The 23,292-nt window shown below is 73.6% G+C and carries 17 protein-coding genes; 9 read left to right on the forward strand and 8 right to left on the reverse strand.

From position 1 onward, the window contains the following. Positions 1-25: 25 nt before the first annotated feature. A complete protein-coding gene (locus tag GA0070618_RS01640; RefSeq protein WP_088985206.1) occupies positions 26-1,222 on the reverse strand; it encodes a trypsin-like peptidase domain-containing protein in 1,197 nt (398 codons plus the stop codon). Positions 1,223-1,425: 203 nt separating this feature from the next. Here GA0070618_RS01640 and GA0070618_RS01645 point away from each other — a divergent pair, with 203 nt between their 5' ends. The 5 genes from GA0070618_RS01645 (at position 1,426) to GA0070618_RS01665 (ending at position 8,146) form a co-directional block, all read left to right on the forward strand. Then, on the forward strand, positions 1,426-2,742 hold the full coding sequence (locus GA0070618_RS01645) for a ribonuclease D (RefSeq protein ID WP_088980041.1): 1,317 nt from the start codon (positions 1,426-1,428) through the stop codon (positions 2,740-2,742). A 181-nt stretch (positions 2,743-2,923) separates the two neighbouring features. After that, the gene (locus tag GA0070618_RS01650; protein WP_088980042.1) at positions 2,924-4,120 is read left to right on the forward strand and encodes a thiolase family protein; all 1,197 of its coding nucleotides are present in this window, start codon (positions 2,924-2,926) and stop codon (positions 4,118-4,120) included. Then, positions 4,117-6,186 (forward strand): 3-hydroxyacyl-CoA dehydrogenase NAD-binding domain-containing protein, encoded by a 2,070-nt coding sequence (locus GA0070618_RS01655; protein ID WP_088980043.1) that lies wholly within the window; start codon positions 4,117-4,119, stop codon positions 6,184-6,186. The genes GA0070618_RS01650 and GA0070618_RS01655 overlap by 4 nt, the downstream gene beginning before the upstream one ends. 167 nt (positions 6,187-6,353) lie before the next feature. Beyond that, positions 6,354-7,070, forward strand: coding sequence for a hypothetical protein (locus tag GA0070618_RS01660; protein WP_143740345.1), 717 nt, complete (start codon positions 6,354-6,356; stop codon positions 7,068-7,070). Positions 7,071-7,402: 332 nt separating this feature from the next. Further along, a complete protein-coding gene (locus GA0070618_RS01665) occupies positions 7,403-8,146 on the forward strand; it encodes a hypothetical protein (protein WP_088980045.1) in 744 nt (247 codons plus the stop codon). 56 nt (positions 8,147-8,202) lie between these two features. On the opposite strand, the gene GA0070618_RS01670 is transcribed toward GA0070618_RS01665, so the two are convergent. The 3 genes from GA0070618_RS01670 to GA0070618_RS01680 form a co-directional block, all read right to left on the reverse strand. Beyond that, on the reverse strand, positions 8,203-8,586 hold the full coding sequence (locus GA0070618_RS01670) for a VOC family protein (protein WP_088980046.1): 384 nt from the start codon (positions 8,584-8,586) through the stop codon (positions 8,203-8,205). A 178-nt stretch (positions 8,587-8,764) separates the two neighbouring features. Then, positions 8,765-10,000 (reverse strand): sensor histidine kinase, encoded by a 1,236-nt coding sequence (locus tag GA0070618_RS01675; RefSeq protein WP_088980047.1) that lies wholly within the window; start codon positions 9,998-10,000, stop codon positions 8,765-8,767. Then, on the reverse strand, positions 9,997-10,665 hold the full coding sequence (locus GA0070618_RS01680) for a response regulator transcription factor (protein WP_088980048.1): 669 nt from the start codon (positions 10,663-10,665) through the stop codon (positions 9,997-9,999). The genes GA0070618_RS01675 and GA0070618_RS01680 overlap by 4 nt, the downstream gene beginning before the upstream one ends. A gap of 149 nt (positions 10,666-10,814) precedes the next feature. On the opposite strand from GA0070618_RS01680, the gene GA0070618_RS01685 reads away from it, so the two are divergent. After that, positions 10,815-12,101: a peptidase C39 family protein gene (locus GA0070618_RS01685; RefSeq protein ID WP_231931567.1), complete on the forward strand. Its 1,287-nt coding sequence runs from the start codon at positions 10,815-10,817 to the stop codon at positions 12,099-12,101. Between the two features lie 111 nt (positions 12,102-12,212). On the opposite strand, the gene GA0070618_RS01690 is transcribed toward GA0070618_RS01685, so the two are convergent. Next, entirely contained in the window at positions 12,213-13,508 is a 1,296-nt protein-coding gene (locus tag GA0070618_RS01690) for an outer membrane protein assembly factor BamB family protein (protein ID WP_088980050.1), read from the reverse strand. A gap of 158 nt (positions 13,509-13,666) precedes the next feature. Between GA0070618_RS01690 and GA0070618_RS01695 the strand changes: the two genes are divergently transcribed. Further along, entirely contained in the window at positions 13,667-15,514 is a 1,848-nt protein-coding gene (locus GA0070618_RS01695) for a glycosyltransferase 87 family protein (protein WP_231931787.1), read from the forward strand. Positions 15,515-15,610: 96 nt separating this feature from the next. Here the strand turns inward: GA0070618_RS01695 and GA0070618_RS01700 are convergent, their stop codons facing one another. After that, the gene (locus GA0070618_RS01700; RefSeq protein ID WP_231931568.1) at positions 15,611-17,548 is read right to left on the reverse strand and encodes a glycosyltransferase family protein; all 1,938 of its coding nucleotides are present in this window, start codon (positions 17,546-17,548) and stop codon (positions 15,611-15,613) included. Between the two features lie 210 nt (positions 17,549-17,758). Here GA0070618_RS01700 and GA0070618_RS01705 point away from each other — a divergent pair, with 210 nt between their 5' ends. Both GA0070618_RS01705 and GA0070618_RS01710 read left to right on the forward strand, forming a co-directional pair. After that, positions 17,759-18,952, forward strand: a complete 1,194-nt coding sequence (locus GA0070618_RS01705; protein ID WP_088980051.1) for a hypothetical protein — start codon at positions 17,759-17,761, stop codon at positions 18,950-18,952. Between the two features lie 50 nt (positions 18,953-19,002). Beyond that, a complete protein-coding gene (locus tag GA0070618_RS01710; RefSeq protein ID WP_143740346.1) occupies positions 19,003-20,034 on the forward strand; it encodes a hypothetical protein in 1,032 nt (343 codons plus the stop codon). 70 nt (positions 20,035-20,104) lie between these two features. Here GA0070618_RS01710 and dxs read toward each other — a convergent pair whose 3' ends face one another. Beyond that, a complete protein-coding gene (gene dxs / locus GA0070618_RS01715; RefSeq protein WP_088980053.1) occupies positions 20,105-22,060 on the reverse strand; it encodes a 1-deoxy-D-xylulose-5-phosphate synthase in 1,956 nt (651 codons plus the stop codon). Continuing rightward, positions 22,050-23,291 carry an anhydro-N-acetylmuramic acid kinase gene (locus GA0070618_RS01720; RefSeq protein ID WP_231931569.1) on the reverse strand — a complete coding sequence of 414 codons (1,242 nt, stop codon included), beginning with the start codon at positions 23,289-23,291 and terminating at the stop codon, positions 22,050-22,052. Before GA0070618_RS01720 ends, dxs begins: the two co-directional genes overlap by 11 nt. Between the last annotated feature and the right edge of the window lies 1 nt (position 23,292).

Raw genomic sequence — 23,292 nt, forward strand, 5'->3', positions numbered from 1 at the left:
GGTGCGGGGCGCGTGGGCGGACGGATCAGCAGATGTCGAAGCCGTCGCACGCAGTCTTGATCGGCACGGCCAGGCCGATGCCCTCGGCGTTGCGGGCCTTGGCGGTGGCGATGCCGACGACCTGCTTGGCGCTGTTGATGACCGGACCCCCGGAGTTGCCGGGGTTGATCGGAGCGTCGAACTGGATCATGTCGCCGCCGCCGTTCTCCGCCTTGCGGAAGGCGCTCACCACCCCCGTGGTGACGCTGTCGGTGAGGCCGAGCGGCGCGCCCACGACGACGATCTGCTGCCCGGACTTCACCGGGGTGGCGGCGGTGACCAGGCCGGTGAACTTGGCCGCCGTCCGCAGGTGGGCGACGTCGTTCTCCTCGTCGACCTTGACGATGGTGGCCGGGAACCGCTGGTCGGTGCGCTCCAGGAACACCTGGCGCTCGCCGCTGGTCCAGAGCGACTCGACCACGTGGTAGTTGGTGAACAGGTTCGCCCCGCCCTCGGAGTTGGGCTTGCCGACGGCGAACGCGGTGCCGGTGGAGGTGCCGGCCCGGACCCGGAAGACGCTGCGCAGCACCGTCTCGGCGATGTCCTCCGGGTTGAACACCGTGCCGGCCTGCTTCTCCAGCTCGTCCGTGCGCTGTTCCACACCGTCGAGGCGGACGCCGTCGCGGTCCTGCGCGGTGGCCAGGTCGCGGCGGGTGTCGCCGAGCCGGTCGTTGAGCACGTGGATCTGGTACGCCTGGACGCCGGACACCAGGACCAGCAGCAGCGCCAGCAGCAGCGCGGCGCGGGGCAGCCATCCGGAGCGCTGGCGGCCGGCGCGCGCGTCGCCGGGGTAGGGGGTGCCCGGGAACGCCGGGCCGGAGGCGGCCGGAGGCTGACCGGGCGACCACGTCGTCGGGGCGGGCGCCGACGGTCCGGCGGCCGACGGGTGCGGCGGTGCCGGCGGTTGCCCGGCCTCACCGGCGGTCGGCCAGGTGCCCCGGGGGGCGGGCACCGCGGCCGGGGCGGCGGCGTAGCCGGCGGCCGGGACGCCCGGGTGTCCCCCGCCGGCCGGGGACTGGCCGGGGATCGGGGCGGCGCCCGCCGGGGGCGCGGGCCAGCCGCCCACCGCCGTGCGTGGCGGTTCCATCCGTGGCGGCAGCGGCCCCGGTCGACTTCCCTGCTCACCGGATCCGGGTGCCGGCCCGACCGGTCCACTGTCCTGCGGCCCGTACCCCGCCGTCATGATTGCCACGTCCTCCCCGGTGAGCGCCTGCCGGCCGGCCACCGGCGCTTCGCCGGCGGTGGGCCCGATGGACCGTACCGGCCCGGAACGACATTGTCTCCCCTCTTGTCCACTCCCCCGACACGGCGGTACCAGGGGCGGCCGCCGACACGCACCGGAGGAGGCTGCGCGCACCCGATCGCCGCGCGCACTAGGGTTGTCAGGTGACCGACGAACCACCCCTGCGCCGTCGGGCCGCCGAACGCCGACCGGGAAACGAACCGCAGCACCCGCCACCGGCCGCGCCGGAGCCGACGGACGCGGGGACCGAAGCGACCGCCGAGCAGCCCGTACCCCTGACCGCCCCCCGGGAGGGCACACCCGCGCCGGCGGCCACATCGGCCGCGCTGGCCGAGGTGGTGGCCCGGTTCGCGGCGGGCACCGGACCGGTGGCCATCGACGCGGAACGCGCCTCCGGATACCGCTACAGCCAGCGCGCCTACCTGGTCCAGCTGCGCCGTGCCGGGGCCGGCACCGTCCTGATCGATCCGCTGCCCCTGCCCGACCTGTCCGCCCTCGACGCGGTGATCGGCCCGGCCGAGTGGGTGCTCCACGCGGCCAGCCAGGACCTGCCCTGCCTGGCCGAGTTGGGGCTGCGCCCGCGTCGGCTGTTCGACACCGAACTGGCCGCGCGGCTGGCCGGATTCGAACGGGTCGGCCTGGCCGCGCTGACCGAACACCTGCTGGGTTACACCCTGGAGAAGCACCACTCGGCGGCGGACTGGTCGAGCCGGCCGCTGCCGGAGTCCTGGCTGACCTACGCCGCCCTGGACGTGGAGCTCCTGGTCGACCTCCGCGACGCGCTCGCCGCCGAGCTGGAACGGCAGGGCAAACAGGAGTGGGCGGCGGAGGAGTTCGCCGCGCTGGTCGCCGCCGGGGCACGACCGCCCCGGGTACGGGCCGAGCCGTGGCGACGCACCTCCGGCATCCACCGGCTGCGCGGCGCGCGTGCTCAGGCGCGGGTCCGGTCGTTGTGGTACGCCCGGGACCAGATCGCCGCCCGCCGGGACGCCGCCCCCGGGCGGGTGCTCCCCGACTCGGCGATCGTCGCCGCCGCCGAGCTGGACCCGAAGGACGAGAAGACGCTGCTGACCCTGCCCGGTTTCGGTGGCCGGTCGGTGCGCCGGCTGGCCCGCACCTGGCTGGCGGCGTTGGAGGACGCCCGGCAGCTGCCCGAGGACGCGCTTCCGGTCACCCCGGCGGTGGAGGGTCCACCTCCGCCGCACCGGTGGGCGGAACGGGACCCGGTGGCCGCCGCGCGGCTGGCCCGGTGTCGCGAGGTGGTGGTCCGGATCGCCGGCGAGCACCGCCTGCCGCCGGAGAACCTGATCGCCCCGGACTCGATCCGCCGGCTGGCCTGGACCCCGCCGGACGAGATCACCGAGGAGACCGTGACCGAGACCCTGCGCGGGTTCGGCGCGCGGAACTGGCAGCTCGGCCTGCTGGTGCGGGAGCTGACCGCCGTCCTGCCCACGCCCTGATGGCGCGCACCCACCCCGGAGGTCCGGGGTGGGTGTGGTGTGGGACACACGGAGGGCACGGGCACGCGTGGTTACCGGTGAGTAGCATGCGAGGAACCACGCCCGTGCCGGCGACCTTCGTTCGGTCCGGCGTGCCGCCTGGCGGCGCGTAGGCCGAATCACGGTCGAAAAGGAGGCTCCAGTGCCCCGTGAAGTTCGGGATGTCGTCTTCGTCGACGGCGTCCGCACCCCGTTCGGCAAGGCGGGTGGCATGTACGCCAACACCCGCGCCGACGACCTGGTCATCCGCTGCATCCGGGAACTGCTGCGACGCAACCCGCAGCTGCCGCCGGAGCGGGTCGAGGAGGTCGCCATCGCCGCCACCACCCAGATCGGCGACCAGGGCCTGACCATCGGCCGGACCGCCGCGCTGCTCTCCGGCCTGCCGAAGACCGTGCCCGGCTACGCCATCGACCGGATGTGCGCGGGCGCGATGACCGCGGTGACCACCGTGGCCGGGGGCATCGCGATGGGCGCGTACGACGTGGCCATCGCCGGTGGCGTCGAGCACATGGGGCGGCACCCGATGGGCGAGGGCGTGGACCCGAACCCGCGCATCCTCGCCGAGAAGCTGGTCGACCCGTCCGCCCTGGTGATGGGGGCCACCGCGGAGAACCTGCACGACCGGGTCCCGCACGTCACCAAGGAGCGCGCCGACGCGTTCGCGCTGGCCTCGCAGCAGAAGACCGCGAAGGCGTACGCCAACGGCAAACTCCAGCCGGACCTGGTCCCGGTCGCGATCCGCGACGAGGAGGGCGGCTGGGGGCTGGCCACGGTGGACGAGGCGCCCCGGGACACCTCGCTGGAGAAGCTCGCCACCCTGAAGACCCCGTTCCGCCCGCACGGCAAGGTCACCGCCGGCAACGCCGCCGGGCTCAACGACGGCGCCACCGCCAGCCTGATCGCCGCCGAGTCCACCGCCCGCGAGCTGGGCCTGCCGGTCGCCATGCGGCTGGTGTCGTACGGCTTCGTCGGCGTCGAGCCGGAGGTGATGGGCGTCGGCCCGATCCCGTCGACGGAGAAGGCGCTGCGGATCGCCGGTCTGGGCATCGAGGACATCGGGCTGTTCGAGCTGAACGAGGCGTTCGCGGTGCAGGTGCTGGCCTTCCTCGACCACTTCGGCATCGCCGACGACGACCCCCGGGTCAACCCGTGGGGCGGCGCGATCGCCATCGGTCACCCGCTCGCCTCCTCGGGCGTACGGCTGATGACCCAGCTCGCCCGGCAGTTCGCCGAGCACCCCGAGGTCCGGTACGGCCTCACCGCCATGTGCATCGGCATCGGCATGGGCGGCACGGTCATCTGGGAGAACCCGAACTGGGAGGGTGGAGACAAGTGAGCACGATCGCCGCGGCGAACGAGGTGGTCACGAAGGCGCTGCTGCGCCGGGTGAACGTGCCCGGCCTGGACCGGCCGGCCGCCCTGATCACCCTGGACAACGGTTTCGACCACACCAAGCCGAACACCCTCGGACCGGGCGGGCTGACCAGCCTGGACGAGGCGATCACCGAGGCGCTGGCCGCGAACCCGGCGTTCGTCGCGGTCACCGGCAAGCCGTACGTCTTCTGCGTCGGCGCGGACCTGGTCAGCCTGCCGCAGATCGCCGACCGGGAGCAGGCGCTGGAGGTCGGCCGGCTCGGCCACCGGGTCTTCGCCCGACTGAAGGACAGCGACGTCCCGACGTTCGCCTTCGTCAACGGCGCGGCGATGGGCGGCGGCCTGGAGCTGGCGCTGCACTGCCACTACCGGACGCTCTCCGGCGGCGCGGCGGCCCTGGCCCTGCCCGAGGTGTCGCTGGGCCTGGTCCCCGGTTGGGGCGGCACCCAGCTCCTGCCCAACCTGATCGGAATCCCGGCCGCCACCCAGGTGGTCATCCAGAACCCGCTGATGCAGAACAAGATGCTCCGGCCGAAGCAGGCCGCCGAGATGGGCATCGCCGACGTGCTGCTGGAGCCGGCCGACTTCCTGGAGCGGTCCCTGGAGTGGGCCGCCCGCGTGGTGCGCGGCGAGCTGACCGTGTCCCGGCCGGAGGTCGACCGGGACATGTGGGACGGCGTGCTCTTCTTCGCCCGGCAGATGCTCGACCAGCGGCTGCACGGCGCGGTCCCGGCCGCGAACCGGGCCCTGGAGCTGCTCGCCCTGGCCAAGGAGGCCGACTTCGCCACCGGCACCGCCGCCGAGGACGAGGCCCTGGCCGACCTGGTCTTCTCCGAGGAGCTGCGCAGCGGCCTGTACGCCTTCGACCTGGTGCAGCGGCGGGCCAAGCGACCGGTCGGCGCGCCCGACAAGGGGCTGGCCCGCGACGTCACCAAGGTCGGCATCGTCGGCGCCGGCCTGATGGCCAGCCAGCTCGCGCTGCTGTTCGCCCGCCGCCTCCAGGTGCCGGTGGTGATGACCGACCTGGACCAGTCCCGGGTGGACAAGGGCGTCGCCTACGTGCACGCGCAGATCGAGAAGCAGGTGTCCAAGGGACGGATGGACAAGGGCACGGCCGCCAAGCTGTACGGCCTGGTCTCCGGCTCGGTCGACAAGGGCGTCTTCGCCGACGCCGACTTCGTCATCGAGGCGGTCTTCGAGGACCTGGGCGTCAAGAAGCAGGTCTGGGCCGAACTGGAGAAGATCGTCTCGCCGGAGGCGGTGCTGGCCACCAACACCTCCTCGCTCTCGGTGACCGCGATGGCCGCCGACCTGGAGCACCCCGAGCGGGTGGTGGGCTTCCACTTCTTCAACCCGGTCGCGGTGCTGCCGCTGCTGGAGATCGTCCGGGGCGAGCGGACCGACGACGCCACCCTGGCCACCGCGTTCGCCGTCGGCAAGCAGCTGCGCAAGTCCTGCGTGCTGGTCGCCGACGCGCCGGCGTTCGTGGTCAACCGGCTGCTCACCCGCTTCCTCGGGGAGATCTTCTCGGCCGTTGACGCGGGCACCCCGCTGGAGGTGGCCGACAGCGCGCTGGACCCGCTGGGCCTGCCGATGCGTCCGCTGGCCCTGCTCCAACTGGTCGGCCCGGCGGTCGCCCACCACGTGGGCGGCACTCTGCACGCGGCCTTCCCGGACCGGTTCGCGGTCAGCGACAACCTGAAGCGGATCGCCGAGTCGGGGCAGCCGGTCATGGTGGACGACGAGGTGAACCCGGAGGTGGCGAAGCTGCTGGTGGTCGGGGACGCACCGCTGACCGCCGAGCAGGTCCGGCAGAACGCGCTCGACGCGCTGGCCCAGGAGATCCGGCTGATGCTCGACGAGGGCGTGGTGGCCGAGGCGCAGGACATCGACCTGTGCATGATCCTCGGCGCGGGCTGGCCGTTCCACCTGGGCGGCGTGACGCCGTACCTGGACCGGACGGGCACCTCGGAGCGGGTCACCGGGACGCGTTTCCTGCCGCGCGGGGCGGCGAGCCTGCCCGCCTGATCCGCCGTACGACCACCGGGGGTCGGCACGCCGTGACGGCGTGTCGGCCCCGTTCGTTCGGGTCGGCACGCCCCGGCCGCCGGACGGTGGAGCGTCCCATCGGGGCAATGGTCATGTCGGTGCGGCTGGTTAGGATCACGCGTCCATTCCTGAGATCTGGAGCATCGATGTCCCAGCCGCACCACCCCCCGCAGCCGGAGTACGGCTCTGCCACCCCCCAGCCGTCCGGCATTCCCGGCCCCGGCGCTGGCCAGCCGTACGGGGCCGACCCGATGGCGGCCGGGTTCGCGCCGCCGCCGAAGAAGAAGTCCGGCGTCGGCAAGGTCCTGCTGATCGTCCTCGCCGTGGTGCTGGTGCTCTGCGTCGGTGGTGGCATCGCCATCTGGGCCACCGTCGGAGACGACGTCGGCGAGGTCGTGGAGGCCACCAAGACCCGGGTGGTCGCCCCGGAGACGCTCAACGGCCGGCCCAAGGTTACCGAACCGGCGCTGGTGGCCGCGTCGGAGCAGATGGCCGCCGAGATCAAGAAGGACGTGCCGGAGGCGACCAGCCAGGTCGGCGGCTTCTACGGCGACCCGCAGAAGAACGACCTGGTCATGATCGTCGGGGTGTCCGGCGTGATGGCCGACCCGGAGAAGGAGATGAACGACGCGATCAGCGCCATCTCCGGGCAGCTCGGGGCCACCAACATGACCGCCGTGGAGCCGGGGCCGCTCGGCGGCGACGCCAAGTGCGGCGACGGTTCCTCCGAGGGCGTCAAGCTCGGCATCTGCGTGTGGGCCGACCGGGGCAGCCTCGGCATGGTGGTCATCTACTTCAAGACCGGCAAGGAGGCCGAGGCGGAGTTCGGCACCATCCGCGCCGCCATCGAGCAGCGCAACTGAGTCGTCCGGTATCCGGTTGGGGCCCCTTCCGCGCGGGAGGGGCCCCTTCGCGTCCCCGGGTCGGGCCGTCGCGGCCCGCTCGGCGGCGCTGGTCCCGTCGCCCTCCGGATCGGCCAGGTCACGTCCCGGCCCGCTGGTCGGACGACCGTGCCGCGGCCCGGGTGAACGGCGCCGCGAGTCGCCACCGTCACCCCGGCTGCCCGACGGGAGAGCGTCCCATCTGGACAACGGTCATCCCGGCACACCTGGTTAGGATCACGCGTCCGTTCCTCCGATCTGGAGCATCGATGTCCCAGCCGCACCACCCCCCGCAGCCGGAGTCCGGCTCTGCCATGCCCCAGACGGAGTCCGGCCCTGCCACCCTCCAGCCGGAGTCAGGCGCGGCCACCCCCCAACCGGAGTCCGGCGCTGCCATTTCCCCGTCCGGCACGCCCGGCCCGCCGTACGGGACCGACCCGGCGGCTGGTTTCCCGCCGCCCCCGCAGAAGAAGAAGTCCGGCGTCGGCCGGGTCCTGCTGATCGTCCTCGCCGTGGTGCTGGTGCTGGTGCTCGGCGTCGGCGGCGGGATCGCCATCTGGGCCTTCGTCAAGGACGACGTCGGCGAGGTCGTGGAGGCCACCGGGACCCGGTTGGTCGCCCCGGAGACGCTCAACGGCCGGCCCAGGCTCACCGATCCGGACTCGATGGCCATGGTGGAGGAGATCAAGGCCGACAACGCCAAGAACGTGCCGCAGGCGACCGACACGGTCGTCGGCGTCTACGGTGACCTGGCGAAGGACGACGTGATCCTGGTTTTCGGGCTGGCCGCTCTGATCGAGGAACCGGAGGAGGAGCTGGACGGCGCGCTCAAGAGCCTCTCCGCGGAGTTCGAGGTCGGCGTCGTGGTCACCGTGGCGCCGGGCCCGCTGGGCGGCATCGCCAAGTGCGGCGACGGCTCCGCCGAGGACGTCGAACTCGGCTTCTGCATGTGGGCCGACCGGGGCAGCCTCGGCATGATCATCGGCTACTCCAAGACCGGCAAGGAGGTCGAGAGGGAGTTCGCTGCCATCCGCGCCGCCATCGAGCAGCGCGACTGAGTCGCATCGGCACGAGGGGCCCCTCCCGGACGGAAGGGGCCCCTCGCCTCCCCGGGTCAGGCCGTCACGGCCCGCTCGGCGACGCTGCGCTCTACGCAGAACTCGTTACCCTCCGGGTCGGCCAGGACGACCCAGCCGGTGCCGTCCGGCCGACGCTGGTCGTCGACCTGGGTGGCGCCGAGGGCGAGCAGGCGCTCCACCTCGGCGTCCCGGTCCCGGTCGGACGGCTGCAGGCAGACGTGCATCCGGTTCTTGACCGTCTTGCCCTCCGGCACCTGCACGAAGAGCATCATCGGGCCGCCCGGCGGCAGCAGCATCGCCTCCGGGTCCCCGGGCAAGTCGTCGGGCCGGCGGGAGCAGCCGTAGACCTCGGCCCAGAACCCGGCGAGGACGTAGGTGTCGTGGCAGTCGACGGTGACGCTGTGAATTCCTGAACTCACGGTTTCCTCCGTACGAGGATGGGACGCGCCCCGCGTGAGTCGACTGTCAGCGGTGCCGGCGGCGAGGCGCGGGAATGACAATGGTGGACATCGACCGCACCTCCCTTCCCTGCTCGGGCTGACCGGACGATCATGCCAGGCCCGCCCTGGCCCGCGCAAAACGTTTTTCCGCCGCCGGTCAGTCGGTCGTCGCGGCTGTCCCGGTGCCCGGCAGGGCGGCGGTGGTGACCACGGCGGAGGCGCTGACCACCGGGGTGGCGTCCGCCGCCGGCAGGGTCACCGTGACCTCCAGGCCCCCGCCCGGCTGGGCGATCACCCGGACGCTGCCGCCGTGCGCGTCGCAGACCGCCCGGACGATGGAGAGGCCGAGCCCCGAACCGCGCGCCCCGGTCCGCTCCCGCCCGCCACGCCGGAACGGCTCGAACAGCCCCGGCACGTCGGCCTGGTCCACCTCGAAGCCGGTGTTGCCGACGACCAGCCAGGACTCCCGCCCGTCGGAGCCGGTGCGCACCCAGAGCCGGCCGTGCAGGTGGTTGTAGCGCACCGCGTTCTCGATCAGGTTGCCGGCGAGCCGGCCGAGCAGGCCGGGGTCGCCGACCACCGGAGCGGGCTCCAACGCGGTCTCCACCCGCAGCTTGATCCGCTCCACCTCCCGGCGGACCGCCGACAGCGCGCCGGCGGTGCCGTCGGCCAGGTCGCACTCGGTCTTGCGGCCCAGCCGACGCCCCGCCTGGGCCTCGCTGCGGGCCAGCACCAGCAGCGCGTCAACCAGGCCGTTGGCCCGCTCGGAGGCGTCCCGGACGACGGTGGCCATCCGGCGGAACTCGGCGGTGTCCGCCTCGTCGTCGGAGAGCGTCACGTCGATCTCGGTCCGCATCACCGCCAGCGGTGTGCGCAACTCGTGGGAGGCGTTGGCGACGAACCGTTTCTGCGCCTCGAACGCCTCGGCGATCCGGTCCAGCATCGCGTCGAAGGTCTTGGCCAGCTCGGCCACCTCGTCGTCGGCCCCGGAGTAGCCGATCCGCTGGTCCAGGGTGGCCTCGCCGAGCCGGCGGGCGGTGGAGGTGACCTGGTGCAGCGGACGCAGCGCCCGGCCGGCCACGGCGTACGCGCCGGCCACCCCGACCACGCTGATCGCCAGCAGGGCGACCAGGCCCTTGGCGAGCAGTTCCCGGGACGCGGCGTCGACCAGCTGCCGCTGCCACTGCCCGGCGTCGAGGGTGCGCCCGTCGGCGAGCACCACGGTGGTGCCGGGCAGCAGCTCGTCGGTGGGCCGCAGCGCGTCGCGCACCAGCAGCCAGGCGAGCAGGACGAGGATCGCGCCCGCGCCGATCAGCAGGATGCCGTTGAGCAGGGTCAGCCGCAGCCGCAGCGTGGGCCGCAGCCGGGGACGGCGGGTGAGGTAGAGGGTCATGACGGGTCTCCGGCGGTCCGGTAGCCGGCCCCGACCACCGTCTCGATCAGCGGCGGGTCGCCGAGCTTCTTGCGCAGGGTCATCACGGTGACCCGGACGATGGTGGTGAACGGGTCGGTGTTGGCGTCCCAGACCCGTTCCAGCAGCTCCTCGCTGGAGACCACCGCGCCCCGGGCCTTGAGCAGCTCGCAGAGGACGCCGAACTCCTTGTTGGTCAGGTCGACCGTCGACCCGCCCCGGGTGACCACCCGGCGGGCCGGATCGAGCACCAGGTCGGCCAGCTCCAGCACCGGCGGCGCGGGCGGGGTGGCCCGCCGGCCGAGCGCCTGGACCCGGGCGACCAGCTCGTCGAAGGCGAACGGTTTGGGCAGGTAGTCGTCGGCTCCGAGCTGGAGCCCCTCCACCCGGTCGGAGACGGTGCCGCTGGCGGTGAGCATCAGCACCCGGGTGAGGGTGCCGGAGGCGGCCAGCTCGGCGCAGATCTGGTCGCCGTGCACGCCGGGCAGGTCGCGGTCGAGGATGACCACGTCGTACCGGGTGACGAAGGCCATCTCGTGCCCGGCGTCCCCGTCGTACGCGACGTCGACCGCCATGCCCCGGCGGCGCAGTCCCCGCGCGATCGCGTCGGCGAGGTTGCGCTCGTCCTCGACCACCAGTACCCGCATTCCCGGCCTCCTCGCTGCTGCCCACCACAACCTAGTGTCGGCCGCCAAACGCGAGGTCGTCGCGGGCCTCCGGCACACCCCGCCGGGGCATTGCAAAGAAACTTCGGGTACGCGATGCTGCACGAAACATGTCTACGGATCGGACCGTGATGGCCGCAGCGACGCAGGGCCGGGACGTCGTCTACCGGGTCTTCCGGTTCCCGGCGGACCTCGACGACGGCGCGGTGCTCGGCGTACGACCCGGCGACGGCGGACTCGTCCTGGGCGGACCGCTCGCCGAGCTGGAGTACACCGACCCGCACACCGGCGTCCGCACCCGGTACGACGTGGGCCGCTGGACCTCCCCACCGGTCCGGGTCGGGTTCGGGGTCCACCAGGTGGTCCCCTCCTGGACCGCCGACACCCCGGCGGGCTGCTGGATCCAGGTGGAGATGTGCGGCTGGAGCGACGACGCCCCGGCCACCGACTGGTACGTCCTGGCCCGGTGGGCCGCCGACGACGAGGGGATCCGCCGCACCTCCGTACCAGGGCAGCGGGACCAGCGGGCCGAGGTGGACACCGACACGCTGACCGTGACCGGCGCGGCGGCGACCGGCTGGCAGGTGCGGGTGACCCTGGCCCGCCCGGTCGGCAGCACCGTCGGGCCGACCCTGCGGACGGTCGGCGTGGTCGCCTCCGGTCCCCGCCCGACGGCTCCCCCACCCGCGCCCACGGCCCCCACCCCGGTGCGGGCGGACGGCACCGGGCCGGCGCCAACCGACGCGACCGGGCCTGCCCGCACCGACGGCACGGAGCGGAACGCGGCGACGGGTGAGCCGGCGGCGCGTGGCCGGGTGCTGGCGGTGCCGACGTTCTCGCAGCGGCTGCACGCCGGCCACCACCCCCACTGGGGCGGTGGCGGGGACTCCTGGTGCAGCCCGACCTGCGTCGCCATGGTGCTGGCCTACTGGGATGTCGGCCCCACGCCCGACGAGTACACGTGGGTGGACCCGGCCGACCCCCGCCCGGAGGTCGACCACGCCGCCCGGCACTGCTACGACCACGCCTACCGGGGCGCGGGCAACTGGCCCTTCAACACCGCCTACGCCGGCCGCTACCGCATGGACGCCTTCGTCACCCGGCTGCGGTCGCTGGCCGAGGCGGAACGGTTCGTCGCCGCCGGGGTTCCGCTGGTGGTCTCCGCCGCGTTCCGTACCGGTGACGTGCCCGGCCTCGACTACGACACCAAGGGACACCTGATCGTGCTGGTCGGTTTCACGCCCGACGGCGACCCGGTGCTCAACGACCCGTACGCCTCGGACGACGCCGGGGTGCGCCGGACCGTCGACCGCCACCGGTTCACGGTGGCCTGGCAGCAGGGCAGCGGCGGGGTGGCGTACGTCATCCGCCCGCCCTCGGTGCCGCTGCCGCCGCCGCCCGCCCAGCCGAACTGGTGACCGCCCGGCTCAATCCGGCACGTCGCGGACACCGGCCGGGCGTCGCCCGGCCGGGCGTCGCTGCCGGGGCGTCGGCCTGATGCCGGCTGGGCAGCGGCCCCGGTCACCCGGTCAGTGCGGCAGCCACCAGAGGCGGAACGAGCCGTCCAGCTGCTGGCACAGCAGCAACTCGGGGTAGAAGCGGCAGCCGCCGTGGCTGCCCGGCAGCACGTCCAGGATCCGGGGTCGGCCGCGCACGACGTCGAGTTCGGCCACCAGCAGTCCCCGGTCCCGGATCTCCCGGGAGACGATCGGCGGCCCACCCTCGACCGGCGTCTGCAACCCGTTCCAGCTGCCCAGGTTGGCCAGCTCCCGGCCGGTCGCGAGGTCCAGCAGGACGACCTCCTCCCGAACCGGACTGACCGACGTGGTCGCCACCAGCCGGTCCCCGACCGGGAAACCCGCCAGCCACCGGGGGTCGTGCCACACGGTCCGGCCGGTCGCCCGGTCCAGCGCCCGCACCCCACCGGCCTGCTCCCAGGAGCACAGCAACGCGGTGCCGCACGACGTGACGTACGCCACCGAGGGCAGGTCGACCGTCCAGCGCCGGTCCAGCCGATCCAACCCGTACGCGGTCAGCGTGGGCGGATCGATCCGGACGGCCAGCAGCAGGTCGCCGGTCACCTGACCGCCCACACCGACGTCCGGGGCGCCCAGGTCGACGGGCGCGCCGGCCAGGAGCCGACCGGTGTCGGCGTCCCGCACCTCGATCCGCCCCGACGGGAGAATCCACACCAGCCGGTCGATCCCCCGCTCCGCGAAGCGGTGGTCGGTCCAGGTGGGACGCCCGGGCACCGACCAGAACACCGACCCGGTCGCCGGGTCGACCACCCGGACCGACTGCCCGTCCTCCCCCGAGCGAACGGTCAGCAGCACCCGGCCGCCCTCGGTCAGCATCGGCGAGCCGGGCTGACGCCAGCGTTCCCGTCCGGTCGCGGTCTCCAGGGCGACGGTGAGCGCGCTTTCCCGTCCGCCGTCGTTGCTGGTCACCAGGAGGACCCCGGCGGCAGCGGCCATCGGCCAGATCCTCGGCGCGTCCGGCACCGTCCGCCGCCAGCGGGCGCGCAGCGTCGACGGCGCGGCCCGGCCGTCGTCGGGCAGGTCGTAGACGGTCAGTTCCCGGCCACCCGGCACGCCGCCGGAGCGGGGACCGACCACCACCAGTTGGTCACCGGCGAGGAACGCCTCGGCCCCGGCGCGACCGGGCACCGTCACCGAGACCCGTCCGGGTGCCGGCGCCGCCCCGGCCAGGGTGGCCAGGACGAGGCCGAGCACCAGCGCGACCCGCCAGGGCCGGGGCACCCCGGGGCGGGGCCGTACCGCCGGCTCCGGGTCGTCGCGCACCTCACCCAGATCGATCAGCGCCATCCGTGCCCTCCCCGCGCCCCGCCATCACCACCGGGGTCCCGGCGCGCCGTCCGCTGTCCGCGATCGGCACCGGCGGCGGCAAAAGCGACAAGACCTCTCGCGTACGATGGCGCGTCGTGGCTGTGCCGGTGGTAGACCCCTCGTTGAAGTCCGCGTCCGTGTCCGCTGCGGCCGACCCGCCGGAGGAGACCCGACCGGCGACCGGTCGGTTCGGCCGGGCCGACGCGTTGGCCATCGGAGCCTATGTGCTCCTCGGCGTTCTCGTGTGCCTGAACTACTGGGGGGACATCGAGAACCGGGTCTCCTCGCACCTGCCCACCGACCACAGCTGGTTCGAGTGGCTCTTCTCGCACGGCGCGTACTCCGTGCGCCACCTGGAGAACCCGCTCTTCTCGGAACGCCAGAACGCCCCGGACGGGGTGAACATGATGGCGAACACCTCGCTGCTCGGGGTGACCCTGCCGCTGGCGCCGCTGACCCTCCTGCTCGGTCCGCAGGTGGTCTACGCCCTCTACCTGGGCGGGGCGCTGGCCGCCACCGCCGCCACGTCGTACTGGGTGCTCTCGCGTCGGCTCGTCCGTTCCCGGGCGGCGGCGTTCGTCGGCGGCGCGTTCCTCGGGTTCGCGCCGGGCATCGTGCACCACGCCAACGGGCAGCCCAACTTCGTCTCGAACTTCCTGCTACCGCTGATCGTGGCCCGGGTGCTCCGCCTCGGCGAGCCGGGCCGGTGGCGACGCAACGGTGTGGCGCTGGGGCTGCTGGTCGCGTACCAGATCTTCGTCAACGAGGAGATGCTGCTCCTCACGGCCCTCGCCTGCCTGGTGATCGTGGTCGTCTACGCGGTGTCGCGCTGGCGGTCCGCGCGGGCCCAGGCCGGCACCTTCCTGGCCGCCCTCGGCCTCGGCGGCGGGCTGGCGCTGCTGCTGACCGCGTACCCGATCTGGTTCCAGTTCAACGGCCCGCAGTCCTACCGCGGCCTCCAGGGTGGCGTCTTCCACAGCTGGGGCGAGGACCTGGCCGCCTTCGTCACCTTCGCTCGGGACACCCTGGCCGGGGACCCGGCGGTGGAGAAGACCATCGGGCTGACCGAACAGAACACCTGGTTCGGCTGGCCGGTGGTGCTCGTCACGCTGGCGGCGATCGTGCTGCTCTGGCGGCGTTCCCTGGCCGCGCGGATCGCGGCGGTGCTGGTGGCGGTCTTCACCGTGGCGTCGCTCGGCCCCCGGATCCGGCTGAACGGCGTGGAGACCGAGGTCTACGGCCCCTGGCACTACATCCCCGACGACCTGCCGCTGGTCGAGATGATGATGCCCACCCGGCTCACCCTGGTGGTGACCGGCGCGGTCGGCGTCCTGCTCGCGCTCGCCTGGGACGCGGCCGACCGGAGCGGCCGGGGCGTCCCGGCGGCCGACGCCGACGGCCAGCCGGCCGACGCCGAACCCGGCGTCACGGACTCCGGTACGGCCACCGCCAGAGCCCGCCGCCGCTGGGTACGCCCCGTCGGGTGCGCCGCCGTCGCGCTGGCGGTGCTGCCGCTGGTCCCCCGGCCGCTGCCGGCCCAGCAGATCGACCCGCCGCCCACGTTCATCACGTCCGGCGCCTGGCGGACGTACGTGCCCGACGGCCGGACGCTGGTGCCGGTGCCCGTCCCGAGCAACGTGCACGGCCTCTCCACGCTGCGCTGGAGCGCGCTGACCCGGCACGAGTTCCCGGTGCCCGGCGGCTACTTCATCGGCCCCGGCCCGAACGACGAGGGCATGTTCGGCGCGCCGAACCGCCCGACCAGCACCCTGATCTACTCCACGATGGACAAGGGTGCGGCGCCGGAGCTGACCGACGAGGACCGCCGCCGGGCCGTCGAGGACCTGCGCTACTGGCGGGCCTCGGTGGTGGTGCTCGGCGCGCATCCCCGCGAGGCGGCGCTGCGCGACCTGATGACCGGTCTGCTCGGCGAGCCCCGCCGGGTCGACGACGTGTGGCTCTGGGACGTCCGTCCCCTGGTCTGATCTGATCTGCCGCCCGCCCGGTGGGGTGGTTGCAGGGGTCCCTTCCTACCGCAATTCGCCGAGGAGGGGACCCCTGCAACCACCCGGGCGGATCGGTCAGTCGGCGCGGGTGGTGATCGGACGGACGTCCCAGAGCCAGACGTCCCGTTCCCGCCGGGCCGGGCCGACGAGCTGCTCGACCGTCTGCCGCAGCGGCTCGACGTTCTTCTGGTCGACCGGCAACACCATGATCGCCGCCCGCCAGTAGCGCAGCTCGTCCAGCGAGCGGCGACGCTCCCGGTCGTCCAGCTTCGGGGCGCGTCCGGTGGTCGCCACCTCCTGGAGGATTTCGCCCACCCCGCTGGGTCGGCCGCCGAACCGGCCCGGGTCACCGGTGTTGCCGTTGCGCGGCGCGAGGAAGTACCCGCCAGGGATCTTGAAGTCCAGGTTGGTCGAGGCGGCCCAGCGCATGCCGTGGGTGTTGCCCATGCTGGGGATCGGCACCGGCACCAGGGTCTGCTCCGTCGCGACGTAGCGCCGCCACTGGTCGGAGGTGATGAAGTCCGGCACCGGCGGGCGGCTGGTCACCTTCAGCGGCATCGGGGCGATCGGCAGCAGCGCCATGACCAGGCCGGCGCCGACCAGGGTGCGGGTGTGCTGGGCCAGCGGACGCGTCGCCCAGGCCCGCTCGACGGCGATGGCGAGCAGGACGCCGATCACCACCGTCGTGATCATCCCGAACCGGGTGGGCACCACCGCGTCCAGCAGCGGCAGGTGGACCAGCCACTCCCACGGGCCGGTGAAGAGTTCCCGGTCCCACCAGGAGATCCGCTCCCCGAGCGAGAGCACGGCGTAGAAGACGCCGGTGACCGCGAGCGCCCGGACGACCAGCTCCCGGCGCAGCCAGAGCACGATGCCGACGGTGATCAGCGCCAGGCTCCAGCCGAAGAAGGCGTTCTCCTCGGAGTAGTTGGGGGCCAGGTTGGCGTTGGCCCGCTCGTTGCCGCCGAGGGTCGGCGAACCCGGCGTGACGAACGCCGCGATGTCGTTGCCGTAGTCGCGGACCGCGTCGCTGAGCCCGTGGTACGCCATCGGGCCACCGAACTGGACGTAGAGCGGGTACGCCAGCAGCGACCCGGCGACCAGGGTGCAGACGCCGAGCGCGACCGCCATCGGCCGCCAGGCGGTCGACCAGAGGTCCCGCCGCTGGGCGACCACGGCGATCAGGAAGATGCCGCAGGCCATCGCGGTGAAGAGCAGGATCTCCTCGTTGATGAACGCCTGCCAGGTGACCAGCAGCGCCAGGATCACCCCGTCCCGGACCGGACGCCGGGAGCGGGTGATCACCAGCACCCGCCAGACGATGAACGGCAGCAGCCACTGGGAGATGATGTTCGGGTGCCAGTTGGCGTGCGAGAGCATCGCCGGTGAGAACCCGCAGAACCAGCCGCCCACCACGGCGGCCAGCGGGGTCCGCACGACGTGCCGCGAGAGCACGTAGTACCAGGTCGAGGCGGTGCCCGCCAGGGCCAGGGTGACCAGCACCACGAAGGTCACCGCCGGGCCGAAGAGCAGCGTGATCGGCACCATCGGGATGCCGAGCGCCAGGATGGCCGTGTTGGCCATCAGGTTGACCCCGTCGGGGTAGTTGAACTGCTCGGTGTAGAACGGGAACTCGCCGTGCAGCACCACCCGCACCGAGTGGGCGAGGAAGAACTGCACCTGGGCCGGGTCGCTGCTGTAGAGCGAGGCGACCCGGCCTGCCGGGTCGACCCAGATCTGACTGGTCACCCAGATCGCGGCGAGCAGAAAGAGCCCGAAGACGCCGACGTCGCGCCGCCAGGTGGGCCAACGTCGCCGGCCGGCGGTGGTCCCCGCCGGGGCGCCGGGGGCGTCCGGGGTGTCGGCGTCCGTCCGGCTGGCCGTCGGGTTCCCGTCGGCCGTGGTCCCGTCGGCCGCTCCTCCGTCGGACGTCCGCTCGTCGACCGACCCGGCGGCGACCTGCCCGGTCGACGCTGTCGGGTCGCTCTCCGGGCCGGCGGTGGCGGATTCCAACGTGGATACCCCACGGGGCACGGCAGGCGTCACAGTCGGCGGAGTCTACCGGAGCTGAGAAAAGCCACGAAAACGGCGGGGACGCCCGGGTCGGACGCCACACAGCCCGCGTCCAGCCTACGCCCAGCGGGCCGAGGTGCCGGCCGGGGGCCATCGGACATCTCGTAGCATGTGGCTTCCGGACCGGGCAGATCGATCGGGGGCGTACACGTGGCTTCAGCCCGCTGGCGCGGCAGGACGGCCACGGCGCTGCTGGCGCTGGCCTTGACGACGGCCGGCTGTGGACCGGTCGCCGAGCGGCAGCAGGCCCGGCTCCCGGTCGGCTACGACTCCCTCGACGGTGCCCTGGCGGTCTGGCCGGCGCGGGGTGGCCTCTCCGCCGACGCCGACGCGACGGCCGCGGTGACCGAGGCGGTCCGCGACTGGCGTTCACCGGTCGACGACCGGGTCCACCTGCCCACCTCGGGCATCCTCTGGTCCGGTGAGGTCGGCGGTGGCCGGCTCGCGCTGGTCGCCGCCGACGTTCCCGGGGAGAGCGCCTCCTGGCTGCTCCAGCTCACCGGCGACGGGTCGCGGTACGCGGTCACCCACGCCGTCGAGTACACCGACCCGGGATACCTGGTCTACGCCGACGTCCTGCCGGTGCAGCTCGGTGCCGAACGCCGCTACCTCACCTCCGCCCGGGTGGAGCGCCTACTCGGACCGGACGGCCGGGCGCTGGCCGTCACCGACGGTCTGACCGGACCGGTCGCCGTGCCGGCCTGCGCGGCCGTCCCGCTGACCGCCACGCTGCGGGCCACCGAGTCGCTGCCGCGCGGCCGGGCCACGGACCGCCTGCTCGACCTGGGTACGGCCACCAAGGCACCCCGCTACCCGCTGGTGCGGGACGAGTCCGGTGCCGGACAGCGGGCCCTGCACGGGCTGGACACCTGCCAGCTCGCCGGTGAGGACGGCCCGTTCGTCAGCGTCCCCCGCCGGGTGCGGGACCGGGACGCGCCGGAGTCGGTCCCGCGCTCCTGGCCGATGGAGCAGGTCTCCGCCCGGGTGCTGGGCGAGATCACTGTCGACGGCGGCGCGCCGGCCGAGTTGAAGCAGCTCAGCTGGGAGAGCGAGGCCGGTCCGATGACCGCCCTGGTGCACCGCGCCCCGGGCGGGGGCCCGACGGTGGTCTCCTCCGCCGACCGGACCAGCACCCTCCAGACGTACGTGCTGCCGGTGCCGGGACAGCCGCTGGTGGTGCTGAGCTGGCGGGCCAGCCGGACGACCTCCCTGTCCACCCCGCCGGGCACCCGACGGCTGCTGGATCGCCCCGGCCTGGTGGTCGTGCCGCAACCGGAGTCCACGCAGACCTTCAGCCTGGCCAACGCCGAACGCACCTACTACCGCTCGGTCAGCGGTCGCTGACACCACGGCCATCAATTGATAGATGCCGATGCGGCTCCTACCTTGGCATCATGACTACCCATGCTCGCCGGGTGCTCGCGGTGCTGGTTGCCGTCGCCGCGATCGCCGTCACCGGTCCGCCCGCCGCCCACGCCGCCGCGCCAGTGCCCATCAACGACCTCGGCAACGGGACCTACCTCGGCTTCCCGGGCGGGTTGTATCCCGCCGGCCGCAACACCATGCCCGCTGCCCACCACACCGTCGGGGTCGAGCGGGCCCTGCGGGTACGCCCGCTGGACACCGCTGGTCGACCGAGCGCCACCGGCAAGTACGTCCTGCTCTCCATCGGCATGTCCAACACCACGCAGGAGTTCTGTGGCGGAGCGTCCGGCGGAACCTGCGCCCCGTACTCCTTCGTCGGTCAGGCCGCAGCCGACCCGCAGGTCGACCACGACCGACTGGCCATCGTCGACGGGGCGTCGGGCGGACAGACCGCCGGCACCTGGGACGCGCCGACCGATCCCAACTACGACCGCGTCCGGGACACCAGACTCGCCCCGCTCGGCCTCACCGAACGGCAGGTCCAGGTGGTCTGGGTTAAGGTCGCCAACGCCAACCCGACGGTGTCCCTGCCCGACCCGAACGCGGACGCGTACCAGCTCGTGACGCAGCAGGGCGACATCCTGCGCACGGTGAAGAAGCGCTACCCCAACGTGCAGCAGGTCTTCTTCTCCAGCCGGATCTACGGCGGCTACGCCACGACCACCCTGAACCCCGAGCCGTACGCCTACGAGACGGGCTTCGGCGTCAAGTGGGTGATCCAGGCGCAGATAAACCAGATGTCCGGTGGTGGCATCAACCCCCGGGCCGGCGACCTCGACCACACCGGCACCGTGGCCTGGGCGGCCTGGGGGCCGTACCTGTGGGCCAACGGCCTCCAGCCCCGGTCCGACGGGCTCACCTGGGCCCGGTCCGACTTCGTCACCGACGGAACCCACCCGTCCACCAGCGGCCGCCAGAAGGTGGGCAGCCTGCTGCTCCGCTTCTTCAAGACCTCGCCACACACGGCCTGCTGGTTCACCGTCAGCGGCACCTGCGGCTGACCGGTACCCCGGTCAGCACGACGCCGGCCGGCCCGCACCCCGAGCGGGGGTGCGGGCCGGCCGGTATCGGTCAGTTCTGGGAACGGGCGTCGTCTGCGGGCAGCCGCACCGGTTCGCCGGCCGCGTCGTCCAGGCCGGAGATCCAGCCGGTGACGTCGCGGGCCACGTCCTGCGCGGTCAGGCCCAGGTCGGCGAGGATCTGCGCCCGGGTGCCGTGCGGATGCCAGTCGGCCGGCACGCCGAGGTCGCGCAGCGGAACCCGGACGTCGGCGTCGCGCAGCGCCTGGGCCAGTGCGTTGCCCACCCCGCCGGTGCGCACGCCGTCCTCCACGGTGACCACGAGCCGGTGCGCGGCGGCCAGCTCGACGAGCTCCGCCGGGACCGGCCGCACCCAGCGCGGGTCGACCACGGTGACCCCGTAGCCCTGCTCGGCGACCCGGGTGGCGACCTCCATGCCGAGCTGGCCGAAGGAACCCACCGCGACCAGCAGCACGTCGGTCCGCTCCGCCTCGGCCAGCACGTCCACCGGCCCGACCCGGCGCACGGCGGGCAGGTCGGCGGCGACCGTGCCGGTCGGGAAGCGGACGATGGTCGGGCCGTCGTCGACGGCGACCGCCTCGCGCAGCTCCTCGCGGAGCGTGGCGGCGTCCCGGGGCGCGGCGATCCGCAGGCCGGGCACCACCCCGAAGACCGACATGTCCCACAGGCCGTAGTGGCTCGGTCCGTCCGGGCCGGTGACGCCGGCCCGGTCGAGGACGAAGGTGACCGGCAGCTTGTGCATGGCCACGTCGAGGAGGACCTGGTCGAAGGCGCGGTTGAGGAAGGTCGCGTAGACCGCCACCACCGGGTGCAGGCCGCCGAGCGCCAGCCCGGCCGCCGAGGTGGCCGCGTGCTGCTCGGCGATGCCGACGTCGTAGACCCGGTCGGGGTGCTTGCGGGCGAGCTTGGCGATGCCGGTGGGCTCGGCCATGGCGGCGGTGATGCCGACCACGTCGGGCCGCTCGTCGGCGATCGCGACCAGCTCCTCGGCGAAGACGTGGGTCCACTTCACCGACGGCGCGGCGACCAGCTTGCCGGTCTCGACGTCGAACGCGCCACCGGGGCCGTGCAGGCAGTCCGCCTCGTCCTCCTCGGCGGGGCGGTAGCCGTAGCCCTTGCGGGTGACCGCGTGCACGATCACCGGGCCGCCGAAGTTCTTCGCCGCCCGCAGCGCGGATTCGACCGCGCCGACGTCGTGCCCGTCGACCGGGCCGACGTACTTGATGCCGAGGTCCTCGAACATGGCCTGCGGGGCGACCGCGTCCTTGATGCCCCGCTTGACCGCGTGCAGCACCTCGTACATCGGCTTGCCGACCAGCGGGGTGGAGCCGAGGGCGTCCTTGACCGTGTCCAGGATCTTCTCGTAGCCGGGGTTGAGCCGCAGCGTGGAGAGGTGGTCGGCGAGCCCGCCGATGGTCGGCGCGTACGACCGGCCGTTGTCGTTGACCACGATCACCAGGGGGTTGCCGGCGGTGGCGATGTTGTTCAGCGCCTCCCAGCACATGCCGCCGGTCAGCGCGCCGTCACCGACCACGGCGACCACGCTGCGCTGCTCACCCCGGAGCTTGTACGCCTTGGCCAGGCCGTCGGCGTAGGAGAGGGCGGTGGAGGCGTGCGAGTTCTCGATCAGGTCGTGCTCGCTCTCGGCCTGGCTCGGGTAGCCGGAGAGGCCGCCGCGCTGGCGCAGCCGGTCGAAGCCGGCCTGCCGGCCGGTGAGGATCTTGTGCACGTACGCCTGGTGGCCGGTGTCGAACAGGAGCCGGTCACGGGGGGAGTCGAAGACCCGGTGCATGGCGATGGTCAGCTCCACCACACCGAGGTTGGGGCCGACGTGTCCGCCCGTGCGGGAGACCTTGGCGATCAGGAAGTCCCGGATCTCGGCGGCGAGGATGTCCAGTTCCTCGGCGGACATCCGCTTGACGTCCTGCGGACCGTGCACCGTGGCCAGTAGCCGGCCGTGGTTGGCCGTGTCCTCTTCAACACTCATGAGGGATGAGTCTATCGGCCGCCGCACAGTCCGCAGTCCGGGCCGCACCTCGGCCGGACCCGTCGTCGACCACCCGGAGCCGGCGCGGAGCCGGGGTGGCGACGGCGGCCCGGGGCGGCCCGGACGGGGTCCACGAGCCCAGCACCGCGGCCCGGCCGGCCCCGGTGACCGAGGGCACCGCCCCGGGCAGGCCGTGCCAGGAGAGCCAGCCCAGCAGCGCGAACGCGTACGCCTCCTTGGCCTGCGCGGGCACCCCCAACTCGTCGGTGGTGCGCAGCCGCCAGCGCCCCGCGCCGAGGGCCGCCAGCCGGTGCAGGAGGGTGGGGTTGCGCACCCCGCCCCCGGCCGCGACCACCTCCACCACCCGGTGCCGGTCGCACTCGGCGGCCACGGTCCGGGCGGTCAGCTCGGTCAGCGTGGCGAACACGTCGTCGACGGCCACCGGGGTGTCCAGCGCGGCGAGCCGGTCGTCCAGGTAGCCGGCGTGGAAGAGTTCCTTCCCGGTCGACTTGGGCGGCGGCACGGCGTAGTAGGGCTCGACGAGGAGCAGATCCAGCAGGTCGGCGTGCACCCGCCCGGCCGCCGCCCGTGCCCCGTCGACGTCGCAGGGCGCGTCCAGGAGGCGGCGAGCCGCCGCGTCGAGCAGGGCGTTCGCCGGGCCGATGTCGTAGCCGAGCGGCGGAGCGTCCGGCGCGACCACGGTGAGGTTGGCGATGCCACCGAGGTTCAGCGCCGCCCGGGGCCCGGTGGCCGCCGCGTCGGCGAGCAGGAGGGCGTCGAAGGCCGGGACCAGGGGCGCGCCCTGACCGCCGGCGACCACGTCCGCGCTGCGCAGGTCACTGAGCACCGGTACGCCCACCCGGGCGGCCACCCGTGCCGGGCTGCCGAGTTGCAGGGTGCCCCGGGCCCGCCCGGCCTCGACCCAGTGGAAGACCGTCTGCCCCGGCGAGACGACCAGGTCGGCCCGGCCGCCGGCCAACTCCACCCCGATCGCCGCCGCGTCGGCGAACACCTCGCCGAGGCGGTTGTCGAGCCGGCAGACCGCCTCGACGGTGGTGGCGTTCGGCGGCAGCAGCGAACCGATCGCGGCGCGCAGTTCGTCGTCGTAGTCGATGCCCCGGTGGCCGAGCGGGCGCAGCAGCAGCGTCTCCCCCGCCACGGTGAACTCGGCGGCGACCACGTCCACCCCGTCGTACGAGGTGCCCGACATCAACCCCACGATCCGCAGCACG

Source organism: Micromonospora echinospora (assembly GCF_900091495.1).
GTDB lineage: Bacteria > Actinomycetota > Actinomycetes > Mycobacteriales > Micromonosporaceae > Micromonospora > Micromonospora echinospora.

Excerpts from the sequence above, each read along its gene's own strand:
- GA0070618_RS01640 (WP_088985206.1), bottom strand. The coding sequence starts at position 1,222 with ATGACGGCGGGGTACGGGCCGCAGGACAGTGGACCGGTCGGGCCGGCA.
- GA0070618_RS01660 (WP_143740345.1), top strand. The coding sequence starts at position 6,354 with ATGTCCCAGCCGCACCACCCCCCGCAGCCGGAGTACGGCTCTGCCACC.
- GA0070618_RS01665 (WP_088980045.1), top strand. The coding sequence starts at position 7,403 with ATGCCCCAGACGGAGTCCGGCCCTGCCACCCTCCAGCCGGAGTCAGGC.
- GA0070618_RS01675 (WP_088980047.1), bottom strand. The coding sequence starts at position 10,000 with ATGACCCTCTACCTCACCCGCCGTCCCCGGCTGCGGCCCACGCTGCGG.
- GA0070618_RS01680 (WP_088980048.1), bottom strand. The coding sequence starts at position 10,665 with ATGCGGGTACTGGTGGTCGAGGACGAGCGCAACCTCGCCGACGCGATC.
- GA0070618_RS01685 (WP_231931567.1), top strand. The coding sequence starts at position 10,815 with ATGGCCGCAGCGACGCAGGGCCGGGACGTCGTCTACCGGGTCTTCCGG.
- GA0070618_RS01690 (WP_088980050.1), bottom strand. The coding sequence starts at position 13,508 with ATGGCGCTGATCGATCTGGGTGAGGTGCGCGACGACCCGGAGCCGGCG.
- GA0070618_RS01710 (WP_143740346.1), top strand. The coding sequence starts at position 19,003 with ATGACTACCCATGCTCGCCGGGTGCTCGCGGTGCTGGTTGCCGTCGCC.
- dxs (WP_088980053.1), bottom strand. The coding sequence starts at position 22,060 with ATGAGTGTTGAAGAGGACACGGCCAACCACGGCCGGCTACTGGCCACG.